Below are 15,411 nucleotides of genomic sequence, written 5' to 3'. Positions count from 1 at the left end.
AGTGTGTAGTCTGGCATTTTTGTTTTGTAGTGTAGCCTTGGCGCTGCGCAAGTATTGTTGTGCCCAAAGATTGGCGGCATACTGAATTAGTCAAAGGAAAATAGAAGGAAAATTAAATGATTAAAAGGATAATAAGTGGTTTTTGGTTACTTATGTTGGCTGTGAATACACAGGCAGCTGAAGAAGCGTTAACAATTGATAGTGTAGTGCCTAACAATATGGAATTAGCGTTTCCAAACGATGCCAATATTTACCCAGAGATCAGTGACTTCAAGGTACTTAACGCGGTACTGATGAGTAATGAAGGTGGTGAACGCTGGGCAATGATCACGATTAAAAATCAATCGAGTGGCCGCCGCACGTTAACACAAAAACATCTGCTGGCACTAACAGCGAACGGTCAAAGGATCGCACCGATGAAGCTTTCTGAAAGTTTTGATGGCGGTGAAACGCTTTCACTCACACTGGCTTTCGGTGAGAACAAGTTTCCGTTGCTTAACGTATATACGCGTAATTAATAAGCCTTACCATCACTTTTTACAATTAGTGGCATTGTGCTAAACGTCGCGACCTAGGTAACCATGTTAGCACCTGATATTTAGCCTCTGACAAACTCGGATTGATCCACATCAGCAATTGATCAATTAAAAATAAGCAATGCATCAAGTTTTAAAAGTTTTTATTTCATAAGCTTACCCAAAAATGGAGAAAAGCATGAAAATACTTTTAAAAAGTTTGATGTGGTTAAATTGCGCGTTGTTTGCGTTAGTTACTCACGCTCAGATAGCCTCAAAATTACAGCATATCACTGTGAGTTCAAAGTTAGTGGGAGGGCCTGTTGATGTGCAAATATATCTGCCTTTTGATTTTGATGTTGACCGAAAAGAGCCATACTCAACGCTTTATACAACTGCGGGAGAAAGCCGTTTTGATTTACTGAAAGCTGAAGTGGATTGGTTGAGTCACACTAGTTTTTCACCTATCCCGCAACTTGTGATTGTGCGAGTGCCCAAATTGAATTTTGCTGTGGCTGACAAGTTATCTGACCAAGCGTATTTTGCCTTGCTAGCTCGCGTGTTAGCAAGTGAAGTTGAACCAACACTGATACGGCAATTTAATCTTTCGCCGTTTAAAGTCATTGAAGGGTACTCAAGCAGAGCGGCGATTGCTTTGAATTTATTAGGAGAAATGCCCGGGTATTTCCAAGGCGCGATATTGTCTGCGCCAATTTGGAGTCAACTCCCCAAGCAACTAAAAGAAGATATTAGTGGCAACATCGCCAAGGGAAAACTCATCAATAACCTATATATCAGTCTTGGCAGCTTTGACGAAAATAGGCCGTTTTTTGCTGCGCTCGCCGTTTCAAAACGACACCAACACCTGATGTTAGAAGACTTAAGTCAACATCATTATCATGTAGGCGCACAATTGGGGCTAAGACATGGATTACAATATATTTTTGGTGCAATAAAGCTTCAAGATTATGCTCAATTTGACAAGTCAGGCCTAAATGGGTTGCGAGAATATCACCAAAAACTAGAACAGCGCTATGGATACTCGATTGATATTAAGGCCAACCAGCTTGCTCTAGGGCAATATTTATTCGCGCAAGGCAATACAAGGCTTGGAAAAATAGTGTTCGATGAACTACTTGCGACTATTCCTAACTCTGTTATTTACAATTTACGTTATGGGCAGACTCTTTTGAATGCGGGTGATACAACACAAGCAACACTTCAGCTAAAGCGCGCCTTGCTGCTAGCAACAGAGCAAAGAAATGAAGAAGCTAAGCAGTATATTGAACAAGTATTGTCTCGGCTTTAGCATTATTAAGAGTGATATAGAGGTGGCGAACATGTGTGAGCTACCTTTATATTAGTGGTTTTCTGGTTCTGCTATTTTTACTTTAACTTGGTTTGCGCTAAGTGTTTTTGGTGAGTCAGCTAAAACCTTAAAAGGATGTAATTGAATATCTGTGAGCAAGCGAGTCTGCTCGTCGGACTTGCCCAATATATCCAACGCTTGCGTGTTGATGTTATAGCGCCAGATGGTCGCCTGTTTGTCAGGAATAATCAGCTCATTCCCACGTAGGTAAAAACGCCAATGCAAGGTGATTTTGTTTGTTATCGGCTGTGGTTTAAGCGAACTGTTGACGAGTACTTTTAAGTTTGGCTCATCTGGTGTGGCTATGTAGACAGTACCGTTTTGCTGTATTTGTGCCCAGTGAACCTGCCCCTGATAAAGTGTCTGTTTATGGTTGGTTACAGGGTCGAAAAGTACTAGCTGTTCATCGCCAAGATCATTGATGAGAAGGTGGTTATTTCCTTTTATTTCAATTGATTGCATTATAATTTGCTTTTCAAATAAAGCAGGGAAAACTTCAACGCCAGTGACTAAATTGATTTTCAGTAAACTTTGTTTTGATGCTGCCCACAATTGTTTACCATCGGCTGCCCAGACAAAAGACGAGATATGTTTGTTATGGGTGAGCGGGATCTCTTGCTGTTCTTGCTTTAACCACACTTCATTGGTACCTGTACGATTGGAGAGAAATGCAATGGCATTTCCACTTGGTTGGAATTGCCCTGATAGTTCGTCGTAGTGGCTGATTGTAAGTCGGCTTGTTGAATGGCTGTCCTGAATATTAATCTGCTTTTGTTCTCTGACTAGTGTCGCTAAATAATTGTTATCTTTAAGGTATTCAGTGATGTAAAACGATTCTGAGCCGATTGCAGGAATGGTTTGTACAAGCTGGAGGTTTTGGTAAATGTAGAGCGCAGATGCGGTTGAAAGTATATGTGTTGTATCTGGCCCATCTACTAGCACCAGCGAACGATCCAATTCTACACCAGATAATTTTTCTTGTTGAAGAAGAGAAAGCTCGTTTTCTTTGCTAATCATATAACTAGAGAGATAAGCCTCCTCATCTGGATCTTGGGTGAGTAAGGTAAGTTGATCCTCATTAAACGAGGACGCTAAAATTGTTGCTGCTATAGGTAAAGAAGTAAATGTTACTGAGTCTGAGTGCGGAGTAAAAAGGGCATACTCGTTATTGGCGATAAGTAACACTTGATGACCAACCCAGTAGGCTTGCTGCACTTCGTTATTTAAGCAAGGAGAGATCACTTTTCTGGCAGCAAACTTTGGTAACACGACGATAACTTGATGACACTTAGCTTGTGATTTTGTTTTGCGTGTTTCAATGAGTACTGCTTTTTTACCATCTTTGTTAAGCTGAGGTTTGCCAACAAAATCCAATGCACGGGTAACTAACTTGGTTGTTTGGAAATCCAAATCCTTTACTTTTAGTTCCGCTGCTTGCGGCGTTCTGGCCACATATAACAACCTTCTACCTGAGGTGAGTGTCGCAGTGCTTTCCAACTCCAATCCGTAACTTACAGGTGTAACCTCTGAAAGTTGGAAATTAGCTTTTGGCATAGTTGAATAGATAAACAACATACCGGAGAGGGTGATGAAAGCTGCGAAATAGAGAATATAGGCTCTCAGCTTTTGGCTTAAATTAGTATGCTGATCCCCAACTTGTAAACGATAGCCCTTTTTATGAAAAGTCTGGATAATACGTTTATCACTATCCCCAAGTAGTTTTCTAAGCTGAGCGATACATCGTTGAAGGGCATTTGGGGCGACGACGGTATTTTGCCATACAGAATTAAGTAGGTGTTCTTGCGTAACAAGCGTTCCGCGATGCTGATACAGTATTTCAAATACTGCCAGCACCTTCGCCTCTAATTTGATTGTCTCATCAAGGTAGATAAGTTCACCCGTGGCTAAGTCTAGCTTGCGGTTATTGATTGTTATCATTATTATTTGGGAACAGCAGTCGATACAGCTAGTCTATCTTGTATTGCCTATAAAAATAACCCATCAAGAGTTATTTAACTTTAGCAACCGAACCCTTATTAGAAAATTGGATCAGCAGGGTACTGGTTCGTTTTGCACTATAAACAGCCCCCTATTAATCGCGCTTGGCAGCCAAACCGCTAACTGCGATCTCAATACTTGAGTCTCCATATTCATGCGCTTAGCACAGTAGGTTATTGCTTCTTGGTAGCGCAGCGGCTTTTCTCTCAAGTGTAGTAATAAATCCGCTTGCCAGTCATTTAATACATTCATTTTGATGCGATATTGTTGGCGCGATATTGCAATATGCGTTTGCTCAGGCGTTGGCAAGGTGTACGGCTTTGCTTGCTCAAGTTGGGTTATAAGCGGCAGTAAAGGGTAATCGGTTTGAATAAGTTGTACGGATTCTGGCACCGACATGACAAAATTTTCTGCGATACCGCAAAGGAGCTCAATCTCGTTTATTAGTGCGGTTGATTGCTCGGTTTCTGGTCCAGGTTTTAACAGTGCAAGCGCCTTTGCTCTTTCAAACATAGCCAGCTCTGAAGGCAAGCTAAACATAGCTTGCTGGTGGGCATTAAAATCACCGCTAGGTTTAGTGTGTGCTAAAAAATCAGCAAAGCGCGAGCCTAGTTGATGTAGTGTCCAAGACTCTGAGGGTAAGGTGACGATAAAGGCTTTGGCGAAGGTGTCGAATACTTCGTCGCCCATAAACCGGAGAAGTAGTGCAAACTCTCCCCGAAGACATTCGACTAAACGCATCACATAGCCCGCAGCATAGATGTCTACTCTTCTCATGGCTCCCAGTGTTTTACTACTTTTTACACAGTCATGCAGCGTTAAACCATGCGGATTTGCAGCGGTATTGAGTTTTTGTGGTAGGTCGCCTCGTACCATTAAAACGGTGCTAAGCCACTGCTGAGTTTGCGTTAAGTCTGGCGTTTTCATTATGTTAATTCTGCTCGCTCTTTGACTATTGGAGTTGACAGCGCGTTGGTGTTAGTAACTGTATCTTGCTTTGGAATATGCCCTGTCAGTACCAGTTTTGCTTTGTTTAACTCATCAACGAGCTCAGGAAAGCTGGGAATATTGGCATCCCATTCTAGTAGGGTAGACACGCCACCCGTTAAGTGCTGCGCCAGTTGGTAAAGCTGCCAAACCTTGGCGGGCACCGGTTGGTCATGGGTGTCTATCAAACAATCACCGCAGTCGCTAGGACCGGCCAGATGGATTTGAACGATGTGCTCATGGGGGAGTTGACGAATAAACGCTTCTGCGTCAAAACCATGATTAAAGCTACTAACAAAAACATTGTTTACATCCAACAGCATACCGCAGCCTGTTGCGGTGACTAACTCACTGAAAAACTCGCTTTCAGTGAGGGTTGAATGTTGAAATTCAAGATATGTTGATGGGTTCTCAAGCACTAAAGGCCGTTCTAAAAAATCCTGTACTTGATCAACACGGTTGATAACGTGCTGGAGGCTTTCGCCGGTTAATGGCATAGGTAGGAGATCGTGACTATTCAAACCAGCAAGGCCTGTCCAACACAAATGATCGGAAATAAGCTGTGGCTTAACGAATTCACTTAACTCCTTGAGCTTGCCTAAATATTCAAAGTTAAGTGGGTCGCTGCTACCAATATTCATTGACACACCATGCATCACTAACGGGTATTGCTCCTTCAACTGAGCGAGCACATGCCGGCCATAGCCGTGATTATCTATATAGTTTTCACTGATGATTTCAAACCAATCGACGCCAAGTGATGTACCGCGCTCTAAATGGGACATAATAAAGGGATAGTGCTGGCTTCTCAGGCCAACACCAAACCCCAAGTCGGTTAGTTTTTCGATAGCGGACGCAGCAAGCTGCTGCGTCCGAGTTGGATTTGTCATGCTATCTTTCCTATCAAGTTGATGGAGGAAGAGCTAGACGAATATCTGAAGGTTTTGGCTTCTCTTTAGGTTCGCCATCTTCGTTCAATAAACCATTGGCATTGCAGTATGCTTGCCAAGCAATATCGTATACGGCATCCCCTTTTTTATAAGGCATTAGCACGTGTTCTGTAGGTTCGCCTGTTGGAGTTTGTTGGCCTTTCGGATAAGTATAATCGATAGCAGAGAAGCTGTTATCTTTTAAGTTAAACTTAAATAGTTGCATATCGTATTCTTGGTCTTCACCAGAAAGTTCAGGGAAGAGTTGAGAGGCTGAGATAGGCACTGCACACCCACCCAAGTTATTACACTTATTATCAGCAGGGGCACTTTTTGGCCCTGTTGATACGCTACCACCACAGCTACCGCCGGGCGTTGTGCTATGAACAAAACCACAGCCACCCTGTGCTTTACAATCATTACTGCCTTTACAACTGTGATAGACCTCAGGAGGTGGTAAGTCATTCGAACCTATGTTGGTATAGCTCATTCCTTGGCAGGCGTGATAAAGGATGTTCGGATTTTGCGGGGCGATACCCGTTACTAAATCTGGCGCAATTCCCGTGGTTGCCCAGCAAATCGAAATCCTATCGCCTGAGCCACCCATTGCAGGGCCCGGAAATTCACTGGTTTTACCCGACCAATAACGATCAAGTGCTGTAGTTAGACCTTTAATTGTGCCTACCGCAGATTGACTAAATAGCTTGTTTGTTTCCTGCGTTTTTTTGCCTGTTTCCCTAAGATTGTTGAGTGCGTGCACTACGCTATCTACTGGCGGAAGTTGCGGGTTACTTACGTGTGCTTCATCACCGCCGTTGGGATCCAATAATGCCTCAGTCCAACTATTCCCCTCAGCAAACCAAGTTGGCCAAGTCAGGTAGCGTTCTTTATGAGCCGTTGTTGGTTTTTCATAACTAACAATGAGCTTCATAGTATCGGTGAAAATTTGAAAGTGGTCTTTATATTTATTGGCTATTCGGGCACAGGCTGAACCGGATAATGGTTTGTCATCTGTGCTCGGATAGTCGTGCTCTATGGCTTTTTCATTTGGTTGAAAACGTGCATCTACAGTGCTTGGGTGAGCAGGCTTGGCCGCACTTTGTAATTTACCCAAGACATTTTGGGCCCAAGATTCTTCTGCCCAGCGTAAACATATCATTTTTGCAACGCCGTCACCTTCACCTTGATCTGTGATTGCATTCACATTATTCATGAGTGCTTCTTTTAGCAAATTGTGTTCATTATTTGTGTCAAGAGAGCCCTTTATTTCAGGAAATTGGGCTTGATATGAAGCATCACCGGGACGTTCATTAAAGTAGTTTCTCTGTGCTCTAGCGTCGTTTGCTTCAGCCTTTGAGAGCGCATAATCGAGTAGGCTCGTGTTATCATCGTACTCAATTTGAATATAGTCCCAATAACTCAAGTACATGTGTCCAATTGAGCCGAATAGCGGCAAATCACTTTCGGTGTAATCCGGTTTCCACCAGTCGTATGGGGCTTGTTCAAAATATTTCGGCTGTTTTGTTTTTGCGTCTGGCTCTAAAAACTGCGGCTGAATAATTTTTTTTGCGTTTTCTTCAGTCTCTTCTATTAGCATAAAGAGTAATGTCTGTTCTTTATTCAGCTCTGTTGCGTTAACGCATAGGTCTTGTAATGTTTTATCGGGAAAAATTTGTTCGAAATAAGCTTGAACTTCTGGGCTTAGCTTAGATAAGTCTGTAGTACAGTCTGCAAAGTCCAAAATATGTGGAATTCCGCTTTGGTTGTTGTAGCACTTCCAACCGAATTTTTCGTCAATTAACGCCTGACTGGTAAAGCTCGGTGTGAGCCCTAATTTACTCGCCATATTAGAAGCGAGTTGCAGATGCAGCATCTCTTCAATAAATACACTATAAACGCCGTTAAACACCTGCTCATTGACATTAAGTTCAGAATCACTACCAATAAACCTGTCTTTTAAATCGTAGTCGTAAGGAGATAATCGTTCTGAAGGAATGTATCCTGCAGTCGGACCAAGCCCAGGCCAGTAACGGCCGGGGTAGAGATTTGAAGAGTCCGCAATCTGGTGTGTGCCTTGAATCGAGTAGAGACCTGTCATATAAAGTGGGATTGTGAATAACTCCACGTTAATCGCAGCTTGTGCAATTGCTTTCAGACAAGATAAATCAGCAGCCTTATACTCGCTACTGCGCGCTTTAATTTGTTGTTTTTGTGCACTGCTTAAGAGGATGTTGGCATCAATCTCTTTATCTAATTCTACCGATGGGCCTGTTTTGTTCTGCACATTCATGGTTTGCTCCTTTGTGACGGTATGTGGTGTACGATATGGTTTGCTGACGACAAAAGGTAAATAGACCCAAGGCCGTAAAATAGAAAGTAGCTGTAAATTGTTGATAAGGCGATTACACTAAATTACAGGGAAGGGGAAGCCAAATATGAGCGACAAATGAAAAGTTTGCCGCTCAACTTTCACTTATCTTTCGCAGTAGTCACCTGGATTGGGTACCGGATACTCTGGTGATCCTTCACATCCTTCAAAAGCGATATGAGCAGATTCAAACAAAGAGACGCTCTGATACTTGCCAGATACTGAAAAACGGCTTGGTGACGTAATTGTTCTTGGTGAGGGGTTAAAGTTTATGTTAAAGCCATCAGATTGGGATTCATATGGCTTAGCCCAATTTGAAAATGCTGATGGTGATCGCAGCTTGTAACTGCCACCTAATTTATACACATCGAACCACTTATGAGTTAATGCAGGGTGAGAGCATACTTCGTTAACGACCATTAACCGAAGATAAGCTCTGCCCTGAATTCATCGTCAAAGCTGGCCCGAACACACTTACCACGTATCGAATCTTTACGGCCTGTGTGCTGTTTTACCAGATTGCGAACGACCCGTCTGAACAGCGCCATGTTTTCCGCGGAAATCGGCTCACTGATCTGGCAAGCATCTTCCTTAAACACGACATCCAACACCCAATGCTGCTGGTTCTCGATGTGCCAATGGTGGCGGATAGCTTTTTGTAACATCTGTGCATCAGGCTCAACTGAAGTGACATAAAAGTGCGTGTCTATTTTTGTTATCGACTCGGATTTTTTGTGTTTTTCAACCGCGACCAGCGAAGTAAGCCCAGGCCATTTTTCTCTTATCTCTTCAGGCAGATTGTCGGCCTTCAGAACATAAGTGATGCGTGTTTCCTGACGTCCATGACCATTGCTGACTTGTACATCTTCAGGCAAATTCTTTTCTTCTTCAAAGGCTGTTTCAAAACATGAAGTGACTGCTTTATAGAGTGTTTTCTGATTTGCTTTGACCTGAACCAGATAGTCAGCCCCTCTTGAAATCAATGCTGAAAGTGTCGCTTTCTGACAATGTAGTGCGTCTAGTGTGACGATAGAATCTGAAATATCGAGCACATCTAATAAGGCCCTAACTGCCGGTATCTCATTGGACTTATTTTCTACCGTTCGCTGATACAAAGTTAAACCAGACTCACAATCAAAAGCGGACACCAAGTGTAAGTTATCCTCACGCTTTTTACTGGCACCGCGCAGAGTTTTACCATCAAACGCAATGATTGGCTTACCAGACTGAGAGCGCTGTTCGTTGACCCAACTGAACAAGGCCAAAACCAGAGAGTCAGTTTCTACTGTTTTAAGAATTCGTGCAATGCTATGTCGCGTTGGAATACCGTGCTTAAATGCTCTGAACTGCCTGAGCCAAGGCAGTTTACTGTGCCCGAACACCTCAATATCTTTCCAGCCTTCACAACCAGATAAAACCGCCGAGATGATAAGAAACAAAACATCAGCAAGATCATGATGTTGATTGATAGAAGAACGCTTATCTTCAACAAGTTCAAGGTGGCTAAATAACGACATAATTAACAAGTAGATAGTGATAATGTGGGCGTTATTAGATCAGAAAAAGACCGAGTGTTAAAGCCTTTTTACAAAGTGTGATCCCGCCGTGGATCCCGCCGTGTGTTTCACAACCTGATAATGAAATAATTAAAGCCGTAGCAATTAATGAACATCTAATTTTACAATTCATAAAATATCCTTTTTAATATGAAAGTTAGTACTTCAAGGAGGGTGTTAGTTTATGGATTTTATTAGATCAATTTTTATCTGTATTTTTCTTGTTTCAATGGTTTCTAGTTGCACTTCAATAGGTAGAAGTATAATGCACAGCTCTTTGAATAATAGAGCTAAATTTGTAATTAACTATGATTATGATTATTTGGGGGTGGTACGGTTAGAGAAGGTACTTAAGAGCGAGTCAAGCTCTTTGATATATGATTTTTATCCAGCTGATCGTTCTGTGAAAGGAGATTTTAGCCTATCTTTTAAGGCTGGAGATTTAGATCATGAGTATAGTGTTGTCCGAAATAGTGAGGATCGTCCATTAGATTTGAGTCAACAACTCACAATATTGATCCCAGGCTTTGCTATAGATAAATCTTTTTTAATATCTTATGCAGTTTGGTTCTCGTCAATGGGTTCTGATGTTGTTGTGATGGATCTTTATGGGGTAAAGGAAGATAGTTTTACGTTTGGAAGTAAATTGGCTGACTATTATCCAGAAATAACGAATGGTTATGATAAAGTCAATATTGTTGGATTTTCAATGGGTTTTTTACCTGTTTTAGATATTGCTAATAAATATAGAGTAAATTCATTAATTGGTGTGGTGCCATTACTAAGTCGAGAAGATTTGAATCTTGCTGCAAGTGAAGCCTCCTCCTATGTTGAGCTTCTTCCAAATAGCATCATTAAAAATGTTATTGACGAGTATATTAGTGAAAATAAAATTAATGATTACTTTTATGGTGCACTAAATAGTATAGGTGCGCAAAGTAAAATGCTAATTATTCAGGCTGAAAACGACAAAGTTTTACCCGACTCTAGCCTTGTAGTTTTTGAAGGTGATAAAGCGGATAACTTAGTTTTATCAGGTTATAACCATTACATTCTTGCATCAATGCCAACTCCAGAAACTACAGGTGCCGTTATTGAATTTTTAAATAACTCTGTAGGCACAGGTTCAGTCTCTAATTCAGATCAAAAGTACACTACTCATAGTGAAGCTGAGGTGAAAAAAGAACTTAACTGATGGGTTCTGCTACAGAAAAAGGTAAGTTTCGGTCTTACAAAATGCTGCTGAGGCCCCAGTTTTTCTTACTTTATGGGAAACAAGTAGATATGGAGCCTGAAATGAATTATGGCGTTATAAGTCCTTAATCGAGTTATGATAGTGCTCTTAGCAAAACTATCGACGGGATCCCTCATGTAAGTATGTAAGGCCCAGGAAGTATTTAAGATTACATACTTCTGATTATATTCGATGAATTACGTAAAGAAAGTTAGTTTAATTAAAGGTGTTTTTTGTTTTTAATCATCGGGTTATGCAATATTGAGGTTTTTTGGTGTATAGGAACGTGAATTTTAATAAATTTTTCATTTGTTATCTCTTGTTTTAATTGAATAAGTCGAATTTTATGGGTGGATGAATTAGGGTTTATATTGATTTTAGTATCGGAATTAACGGTGTCAGTACTGATTGTAAAATAGTGAAAGAAGAGCAGACTAGGGCTTTCGATATGAATGGGAAACTAACTCTCTTGAAACCGGGTTTGCGGTGGATAAATCTAGGCTAACATCTTATGCGATTTGGCTTTTCTTGATGGTTTCAGGTGTTATTTTAACGGATTTAAAAGCAGCCTAATTTAGCGAGTGGTACACTTCGGACTTGAATTCGTGGGTAGTTAACGTTGTTGAGTTTTCATTGGTGTGTTTTCCAGTATTGCATATTTCAGGAAAATATAATCAAATTAACTTTATTGATATCACGCCATTTTTAAGTAAGAAGTAATTAATTTTTCCTTCATAAAAATGGTTTAATATATTAAATTCCTATCGTAAGGTCTAATCTAGAAGGTGATGGAGTCATATTCAATTTAAAGTTATTTAAATAGATTTTTTAAAAGTGCCCGGATGTCATTGGTTCATTATAGTTAGCTGCTGGTAATTAACTAAGGAAAGGATGATTTATTGCCAGAATAAAGTAAGTATGTATTGAAAATCCGCTGTGCAAAACAGTTTTTTATGTTTGGTTATCAACACTATTTACTCGCATCTTGTGCAATTTCTAGGAGAACAATCGCACAAAGACAGATATCGAGGTTATTCGAAAATATAAAAGGCTGATAGTCCAGCCTTTTATATTTTTACAATAATCAGAACTTAGATGGTGCAGGAGGCACTGTCAGTGTTTTCTTCGGGCTATCTTTTAACTCTTGCAATAGCTCCTTCACCGCACGTTCGACAGAAGGATCTTTACCTGCATGAACAAGCTCAGGTCTATCGATCACTTCGATATCAGGGCTGACGCCTTCATTTTCGATGATCCAATTGCCTTCGTTATCTAGAATTCGGAAGGTTGCAGCGATCACCTGACCACCGTCAACTAGGCTCGGGTTACCTGAGATACCAATTAGACCACCCCAAGTGCGAGTACCAATCAGTTTGCCAAGACCCGCCTGACGGAAGTAGTAAGGTAAGGCATCACCGCCCGAACTTGAATAACCATTGATAAGCATGGCTTTTGGACCATCGTGTGCAAACGAAGGTGTTTTTGTTGGCTCAACACCACGGCGTTTCCAATAGTTCAGTGGCTTACGAGCAAGCCAAGTGATCATGTGCTCAGGGATAAAGCCGCCACCGTTATAACGGTCGTCAATGATCAGCGCATCTTTGCTCGTTTGTGGCATAAAGTTCTTAAATAATGAACGGTTACCATCATAATGAGTATTTGGTAGGTGAACGTAGCCAATCTTACCATTTGATAGTTTGTCCACGTAGTCTGCACGTGATTGAACCCATGCCATGTAACGTAAGCCTTGCTCGCTGGCGACAGGTTTTACCGTGGTTTTCCAGCTATCATCAGAATTTGGTGATTTACTCAATACCAACTCAACTTGCTCGCCTTGGGTGTTTTCAAGTAGCTCGTAGAAGTTAACCACGTCTTTTACCGAGCGGCCATTTACCGAGATGATGTAATCACCCGCATTGGCATTCACGCCAGTTTCATCGAGTGGTGAACGGTAGTCTTCATGCCAGTTCTCACCTTTGTAGATACGCTCAATTTTTACGTAGCCAGACTGATGAGCGCTTATTTCTGCGCCAAGTAAACCATGCTTTTTGCGCTCAGCTGTCGGGGCGTCACCAGATTGTACGTAAATGTGACCTGCGTTGATTTCACCCGCAATTTCGCTAAGTACATAGTCTAAATCGCTACGGTGTGCGACGGCGCTGGCAAGTGGTTGATACTTCTCCAAGATAGCATCCCAATCTTGACCATGGTGATGCTCGTCGTAGAACCAATCGCGTAAGGTGCGCCAGCCTTCTACATACATTTGTTGCCACTCAACTTGCGGGTCGATTTTCAGTGTCATCTTAGATAAATCAAGCTGACTGGCTTTTAAATCTTGCTTTGGCTTTGGTGCAATTACACTGAAGTTGTTACCAGCGCGAGCGATCAGGTGCTTACCACCAGCGGCAACTTTATAGCTGCTTACGCCGTCGGCGACGGTTTCTAGTTTGCTATCCGGCTCGGTGCCGAGTAACTTTAACGCACCGCCAGTTAAGGTCAGTACGCCCCCTTCAACACCTGTGAGTGAATTATAGTTACCAGCTGGGGCTGAGAGTGATACAACCCGTGACATAAAGCCGTTGGCCTCAATGTGATTTTCTTGTTTGTCGCTGTCCTTTTTCGTTTCTTCGTCTGATTGAATGCTTAACTCATCACTTTCAAAGGCATTAAGTGGTTTGATCTGACTATTCACCGCAACGCTATAAATGCGCGTGGCATTATTAAACATATAATCAAATTCATAGCTGCTAAAGGTAAGGTTATAGTCGCGCTCAGAAGTGAAATAAATGTAGTTGCCGTCAGGTGAAAAAGTCGGGTTACGCTCACTGGTCATGTTGTCAGTCAGTCGAGTGACCTTTTTATCCTTGATATTATAGTGCCAAAGTGAGGCGTAGCGGTTCTCGTTGTTTTTAACAAAAACAATATCTTCACTGTTTGGTGACCAAGTATACTCGGTTAGACCATCTTCGTCGTATTTGGCGGTGTCAATTTTATGCATATCGCCAGATTTCGCATCGACCCACCATAGCGTGTGGTTTTTATCCGCAAAGAGCAGTTTGCTGTTATCAGCCGACCAAATTGGCGTGAAGCGCCAGATGGTACCATTGTCGGTTAACTGAATGGTTTTGTTGTTATTTGCTCTATCTTTGAGATAGATCTCATATTCACCTGTTTTATCGCTCATGTAGGCAATATAACGGCCATTCGGTGACCAGCTAGCTTCAATTTCACGGCCTTCTGGCGTGTAAGAAAGGTTGCGAGTTGGGCCCTGTTTTACTGGGACTGAGAATAGCTCACCACGGGCAGTAAACAATGCGCGCTTACCATCGTGTGATATATCCATAGAATCGATAAAGTCGCTAACGTTTTTACTATATGGCATGGCATATTGACGCACACCAGCGACATCGATTTTTAGCTTTTTAGTTGTCTTTGTCGCTTCGTCAAAGCGATATAAGTAACCGCCATTCTCGTAGACAATGGCATCTGGTCCGGCTGATGGCCACAGCACGTCAAAGTCTTTATGGTTAGTCATTTTAATTGGTGACTTACCATCGCGATATTTATAAAGGTTGAGCGTGTAGTCACGATCAGACACAAAGTAAATACTGTCGTTCACCCAAGTTGGTTGCTGATCAGTGGCTTTGTCGGTGGTGAGTTGTTTGGATGTATTGTTTTCTAGGTCGTAAATCCAGACATCCTGTGCACGACCACCACGAGAGCGCTTCCAGGTTCTAAACTCTCTGTCGATTGGCGTGTAAACATACTTGCTACCATCAGGGGAAAGCATACCACCGCCAGTTTCTGGGATGGCCATTGGCTGCTCAAGTCCACCCTCTACCGGTACCATATAAGGGCGACCCATACGTTTGCCCCATGGTGTTCGATTTGCTCTAAAAACGATATGTTTACCGTCAGGTGTCCAATCCATCACACGATAGTCGAAACCACCACGAGGTGGCATTTGCCCAACATCGTTATAATAAGTGAGTTGTTTTAATCCTGAACCATCAGCATTGATCACATAGATTTGGCGGCTGCCATTATACTCAGCGGCAAAAGCGATTTTGCTGCCATCAGGGGAGAACTTAGGGAAGGTTTCAAAACCGATGTGGTCAGTCAGACGTTGGCTTTTACCTGTGTTGGTATTAGCAATATAAATGTCGCCAGCATATACAAAAGTGACTTTATCTTTGTGAATATCTGGAAAGCGGAGTAGGCGGGTATCTTCGGTCTGATACGCTGAAACAAAAGGCGCGGCTGCCGCAGCAATGGCGAGCACGAGTGTTTTTATCTTCATCATAATATAGGCATTTCCGTTATTATTTTGATACATAATAACGATTGATAAGTGAAATGCACCCAATTTAGATGAGTAGCTTGTTTCAAAATGTGAAAAAACACCCCAACGCGGAGTGTGGTCGCGAAGAGGTGTTGAGTAGTTGGGGGAGGTAC

At 41.9% G+C, this 15,411-nt stretch carries 10 protein-coding genes; 3 read left to right on the top strand and 7 right to left on the bottom strand.

Going from position 1 to position 15,411, the window contains the following annotated elements:
- Nucleotides 1-116: 116 nt before the first annotated feature.
- Complete coding sequence (locus tag JJQ94_RS03550) at nucleotides 117-518, top strand: hypothetical protein (protein ID WP_099031933.1); 402 nt, start codon at nucleotides 117-119, stop codon at nucleotides 516-518.
- Nucleotides 519-714: 196 nt separating this feature from the next.
- Entirely contained in the window at nucleotides 715-1,824 is a 1,110-nt protein-coding gene (locus JJQ94_RS03545; RefSeq protein ID WP_099031932.1) for an alpha/beta hydrolase-fold protein, read from the top strand.
- A gap of 51 nt (nucleotides 1,825-1,875) precedes the next feature.
- Here JJQ94_RS03545 and JJQ94_RS03540 read toward each other — a convergent pair whose 3' ends face one another.
- The 6 genes from JJQ94_RS03540 to JJQ94_RS03515 all read right to left on the bottom strand — a co-directional run bounded on the left by JJQ94_RS03540 (nucleotide 1,876) and on the right by JJQ94_RS03515 (nucleotide 9,855).
- Complete coding sequence (locus JJQ94_RS03540) at nucleotides 1,876-3,822, bottom strand: winged helix-turn-helix domain-containing protein (RefSeq protein ID WP_099031931.1); 1,947 nt, start codon at nucleotides 3,820-3,822, stop codon at nucleotides 1,876-1,878.
- Between the two features lie 111 nt (nucleotides 3,823-3,933).
- Nucleotides 3,934-4,809: an HvfC/BufC N-terminal domain-containing protein gene (locus JJQ94_RS03535; protein WP_099031930.1), complete on the bottom strand. Its 876-nt coding sequence runs from the start codon at nucleotides 4,807-4,809 to the stop codon at nucleotides 3,934-3,936.
- Entirely contained in the window at nucleotides 4,809-5,759 is a 951-nt protein-coding gene (gene bufB, locus JJQ94_RS03530) for an MNIO family bufferin maturase (RefSeq protein WP_099031929.1), read from the bottom strand. The genes JJQ94_RS03535 and bufB overlap by 1 nt, the downstream gene beginning before the upstream one ends.
- Before the next feature lie 13 nt (nucleotides 5,760-5,772).
- Nucleotides 5,773-8,088, bottom strand: coding sequence for a ferritin-like domain-containing protein (locus JJQ94_RS03525; RefSeq protein ID WP_099031928.1), 2,316 nt, complete (start codon nucleotides 8,086-8,088; stop codon nucleotides 5,773-5,775).
- 497 nt (nucleotides 8,089-8,585) lie between these two features.
- A complete protein-coding gene (locus tag JJQ94_RS03520) occupies nucleotides 8,586-9,683 on the bottom strand; it encodes an ISAs1 family transposase (RefSeq protein ID WP_201435412.1) in 1,098 nt (365 codons plus the stop codon).
- Nucleotides 9,684-9,717: 34 nt separating this feature from the next.
- Nucleotides 9,718-9,855: a hypothetical protein gene (locus tag JJQ94_RS03515; protein WP_172439973.1), complete on the bottom strand. Its 138-nt coding sequence runs from the start codon at nucleotides 9,853-9,855 to the stop codon at nucleotides 9,718-9,720.
- A gap of 51 nt (nucleotides 9,856-9,906) precedes the next feature.
- On the opposite strand from JJQ94_RS03515, the gene JJQ94_RS03510 reads away from it, so the two are divergent.
- Nucleotides 9,907-10,917 (top strand): alpha/beta hydrolase, encoded by a 1,011-nt coding sequence (locus JJQ94_RS03510; protein WP_236596433.1) that lies wholly within the window; start codon nucleotides 9,907-9,909, stop codon nucleotides 10,915-10,917.
- A 1,123-nt stretch (nucleotides 10,918-12,040) separates the two neighbouring features.
- On the opposite strand, the gene JJQ94_RS03505 is transcribed toward JJQ94_RS03510, so the two are convergent.
- Nucleotides 12,041-15,292, bottom strand: a complete 3,252-nt coding sequence (locus tag JJQ94_RS03505; protein WP_172439974.1) for a S41 family peptidase — start codon at nucleotides 15,290-15,292, stop codon at nucleotides 12,041-12,043.
- Nucleotides 15,293-15,411 lie beyond the last annotated feature (119 nt).

The sequence above is a fragment of the Pseudoalteromonas sp. GCY genome, from assembly GCF_016695175.1.
In the GTDB taxonomy this organism is placed as follows: Bacteria; Pseudomonadota; Gammaproteobacteria; order Enterobacterales; family Alteromonadaceae; genus Pseudoalteromonas.
Note: the sequence above shows the minus strand (reverse complement) of the source record. Positions and strands in the feature narration are given on the sequence as shown.

What these genes read in the sequence shown, in the direction of transcription:
- JJQ94_RS03505 (WP_172439974.1), bottom strand. Translation starts at nt 15,292, where the DNA reads ATGTATCAAAATAATAACGGAAATGCCTATATTATGATGAAGATAAAA.
- JJQ94_RS03550 (WP_099031933.1), top strand. Translation starts at nt 117, where the DNA reads ATGATTAAAAGGATAATAAGTGGTTTTTGGTTACTTATGTTGGCTGTG.
- JJQ94_RS03520 (WP_201435412.1), bottom strand. Translation starts at nt 9,683, where the DNA reads ATGTCGTTATTTAGCCACCTTGAACTTGTTGAAGATAAGCGTTCTTCT.
- JJQ94_RS03535 (WP_099031930.1), bottom strand. Translation starts at nt 4,809, where the DNA reads ATGAAAACGCCAGACTTAACGCAAACTCAGCAGTGGCTTAGCACCGTT.
- JJQ94_RS03540 (WP_099031931.1), bottom strand. Translation starts at nt 3,822, where the DNA reads ATGATAACAATCAATAACCGCAAGCTAGACTTAGCCACGGGTGAACTT.
- JJQ94_RS03510 (WP_236596433.1), top strand. Translation starts at nt 9,907, where the DNA reads ATGGATTTTATTAGATCAATTTTTATCTGTATTTTTCTTGTTTCAATG.
- JJQ94_RS03525 (WP_099031928.1), bottom strand. Translation starts at nt 8,088, where the DNA reads ATGAATGTGCAGAACAAAACAGGCCCATCGGTAGAATTAGATAAAGAG.
- bufB (WP_099031929.1), bottom strand. Translation starts at nt 5,759, where the DNA reads ATGACAAATCCAACTCGGACGCAGCAGCTTGCTGCGTCCGCTATCGAA.
- JJQ94_RS03545 (WP_099031932.1), top strand. Translation starts at nt 715, where the DNA reads ATGAAAATACTTTTAAAAAGTTTGATGTGGTTAAATTGCGCGTTGTTT.
- JJQ94_RS03515 (WP_172439973.1), bottom strand. Translation starts at nt 9,855, where the DNA reads ATGAATTGTAAAATTAGATGTTCATTAATTGCTACGGCTTTAATTATT.